This is a genomic window from Thermodesulfobacteriota bacterium (genome assembly GCA_036482575.1).
In the GTDB taxonomy this organism is placed as follows: Bacteria; Desulfobacterota; GWC2-55-46; order GWC2-55-46; family JAUVFY01; genus JAZGJJ01.
In genome coordinates, this window is the sequence record JAZGJJ010000015.1 from 1 (window position 1) to 3,210 (window position 3,210).

The window sequence follows — 3,210 nt, forward strand, 5'->3', positions numbered from 1 at the left end:
TCAGCCTATCTCCGAGAGCGCCCTTTGGATCTCTTTTGCGACGCGCTCGGCGGCCTCCCTGGGATCCGGGGCCTGGCGGATGGGCCTGCCCACCACTATATAGTCCGCACCGTCCCGGACGGCTTCGTAGGGAGAGACGACCCGTTTCTGGTCGTCCTTTTTATCCTCTTTCTCTTCGGAAAACCTTATCCCCGGGGTCACCGCTATAAAGTCCGGGCCGAACGCTTCCTTGACCAACTTTACTTCGAGACCGGAGCAGACTATCCCGGCGCACCCGGCCTCGTTCGCGAGATTCGCGCGATGGAGGACCAGGGCCTCCGGCAGTCTCAGGCGCGGAGCCACCTCCTCAAGGTCGTTCTGCGAGAGGCTCGTAAGTACTGTAACGCCGAGGACTTTTAACTCTCTTGAACCTGCCCCGACCACCGCTTCGAGCAGCGCGGGGCTGTCGCAGTGGACCGTTACGAAATCAACGCCCAGCCCGGCCGCGGAGTTCATGGCCCCCCTGACGGTAGCCGGGATGTCGTGGAACTTCATGTCGAGGAATATCTTCGCGTCCGGGGCCTCGGCCTTTACCCTTGTTACCACGTCCGGCCCCTCGCCGACGAAGAGCTCGAGCCCTATCTTGAAGACCCCGACGTGCTCTTTCAACGTCTTAACGAGCGAGAGCGCTTCGCCCGTGGTGGGTACGTCGAGCGGCAGGATGATCCTGTCTTTTGGAGAGATTCCCGGCATGGTTAAAAAAGTTTACCTGTCCGCCTCATGGAGGTCGATAAAGTCCTTCCTCTGGAATACGCCTTCGAGAGGAAGGCCGCACTCTTTCTCTATGTTTTCCTTCCCACCCTCGCTCCTGTCCACGAGCGCGATGACCCTCTTTACCTCAAGGCCGGCTTCCCTTGCCCGCTCTATGGCTTTAATGGTGGAGCCCCCGGTCGTCACGACGTCGTCCACCACGACGACCCTCGCCCCCTCTTCGAGGCTGCCCTCCACCCAGCGCCGGGTGCCGTGCTTCTTGGACTCCTTCCTTACGATAAAGACCGAAAGGGGTTTCCCTTCCATGCTGCTTATAAGTGCGGTTGCATAGGCAAGCGGGTCGGCACCGAGCGTTAACCCTCCTATGCCGTCTATCGGGTCGTCCTTTATCATATCGTAGAGGACCCTTCCCGTGAGTTCACCCCCCGGCGGGCTCAGGACGGTCTTCTTCACGTCGACGTAGATGTCGCTCTTAGTGCCTGAAGCGAGGACGAACCCTTTGGCCGAATCGTAACGAAAACTCCTCTCGTAGAGGAGTTTCAGGAGGGCCTGCTTTGAGTTATTCTGGACCATTGTCGGGGTTAAGCATATAACGGGAAGAAGACAGTGTCAAGGCGGGCTTTACCGGGCGGCTGTTATCTCTTTTTTGCGGGGGGTCCCTGCGGCTCCACGTACTCGAATATCTTCCCTTCGTAGTTGCGGAGCTTGATCCTTCCCTCTTCCCTGGAGACGATGTTGTCCGGCCCGACCGCTATCTTCCCGCCCCCTCCGGGCGCGTCCACCACGAAGGTCGGGGCCGCGTAGCCGGTGGTGTGCCCCCTTAGCTTCTCTATTATCTCGGTGCCCACGGATATGGGGGTCCTGAAGTGCTCTGTGCCGAAGGCGAGGTCGCACTGGTAGAGGTAGTACGGTCTTACCCGTATCTTAAGGAGGCCGTGGACGAGCTTCTTCATTATCGCGGCGTCGTCGTTTATGCCCTTCAGGAGAACGGTCTGGCTCCCGAGCGGTATGCCGGCGTCGGCGAGCATCGTGCAGGCGCGCTCGACCTCGGGGGTTATCTCTTTCGGGTGTGAGAAGTGGATGCTCATATAGAGGGGGTGGTACTTCTTAAGCATATCGACCAGCTCCCGGTCCACCCTCATGGGCAGCGTCACTGGGATCCTGGTGCCTATCCTTATCATGTCGAGGTGCTCTATGGAGCTAAGGCGCTTTATGTAGCGCTCGAGGTGCTTCGTGTCGAGCATAAGCGGGTCGCCGCCGGAGATGAGCACGTCGCGTATGGTCTTTCTGCTCTTTATATATTTGTATGCCCTTTCGAACTGCTCCGGATTCAGGGGCGGGTGCTTTTCCCCGACCATCCTCTTTCTCGTACAGTAGCGGCAGTACATGGCGCAGGCGTCGGTCACTATCAGGAGCACCCTGTCGGGGTAGCGGTGCACGAGCCCCGGCGTCGGCGAGTGCGAGTCCTCGCCGCAGGGGTCCACCATCTCGCAGGAGGAGACACCGAACTCGTCCACTCTCGGGACAGCCTGGCGGCGGATGGGGCAGGTGGGCTTGTTTTTATCTATAAGGGAGAAGAAGTACGGGGTGATCGCCATCTTGAGCCGCCCGCCGGACCTCTTTATGCCTTCCTTCTCCGCGCGGGTCAACTTTATCAGGGGCTCTATGTCTTCCAGCGAGCTTATCCTGTTTTTAATCTGCCACTTCCAGTCCCCGTATTCCGGGTGCCGGTGGGGCTCCGGGATAAGCTCGTCCGGGAGGGCCCTTGCCAGATTGCTTTCAGAGGGTTCGGTCTTTCGTAAAGGCCGTGCCATACGCATACCTCCTACCTCTTGCCGGTGTTCCTGTCCTTAATGAGCTTCATCTGGGGATCGGAGAGTTCCTCCATGGCCTTTTCGTAAGCAACCTTATATTTGAAACCTTTTTTAAGGTAATTCCAGATGCACGCCACTTTTTCCACGTCGTCATCCGTATAATCCCTGAACGCCTTTTCTCCTATGACGGTCTTCTGCGGTTTGATGTACCCCTTCTGTTCGAGGTAGTAGAGTTTCTGCCTCGGTATGTCTATCTTCTGCAAGAGCTCCGGAGTTCTCATTTGCTGGCCTGTTCATTGAGAACAAAGTCATCTTTATCATTAAAGATACTTTTATACTTAGTTCAAATTTATAATAGCATTAATTTTAAACTTGTCAAGCGAAAAAAATCTTTTAAGAAGAAAAATTTCGTTCGATAAAAACGAAAAAATAAATTTCCGAAAATAAAAGAGCGCCTTCCAAAAAAGAAGGCGCTAAATAAAAGTTGGCGGAAAGGGGAGGGAGTCGAACCCTCCAGCCCCCTGTTAAGACGGCCGACAGGTTTTGAAGACCCGCAAGGCCACCGGGCCCTATCCCCTTCCACTTTGACGAGCGGTAGCGGTAGACCTTTTCCGGGGGGAAACTTTCTGTAGAAAGTTTCCCCCCA

Annotated in this window: 4 protein-coding genes and 1 tRNA gene; all 5 read right to left on the reverse strand. The window is 56.2% G+C overall.

All coding sequences use genetic code 11. From position 1 onward, the window contains the following. Positions 1 to 732 carry an orotidine-5'-phosphate decarboxylase gene (gene pyrF, locus V3W31_00550; GenBank protein ID MEE9613428.1) on the reverse strand — a complete coding sequence of 244 codons (732 nt, stop codon included), beginning with the start codon at positions 730 to 732 and terminating at the stop codon, positions 1 to 3. Positions 733 to 744: 12 nt separating this feature from the next. Beyond that, positions 745 to 1,323 (reverse strand): orotate phosphoribosyltransferase, encoded by a 579-nt coding sequence (gene pyrE / locus V3W31_00555; GenBank protein MEE9613429.1) that lies wholly within the window; start codon positions 1,321 to 1,323, stop codon positions 745 to 747. A gap of 62 nt (positions 1,324 to 1,385) precedes the next feature. Beyond that, positions 1,386 to 2,564, reverse strand: coding sequence for a KamA family radical SAM protein (locus V3W31_00560; GenBank protein MEE9613430.1), 1,179 nt, complete (start codon positions 2,562 to 2,564; stop codon positions 1,386 to 1,388). 11 nt (positions 2,565 to 2,575) lie between these two features. Then, positions 2,576 to 2,845 carry a MerR family transcriptional regulator gene (locus V3W31_00565; GenBank protein ID MEE9613431.1) on the reverse strand — a complete coding sequence of 90 codons (270 nt, stop codon included), beginning with the start codon at positions 2,843 to 2,845 and terminating at the stop codon, positions 2,576 to 2,578. 204 nt (positions 2,846 to 3,049) lie between these two features. Beyond that, positions 3,050 to 3,145 (reverse strand) — tRNA-Sec (locus tag V3W31_00570). Between the last annotated feature and the right edge of the window lie 65 nt (positions 3,146 to 3,210).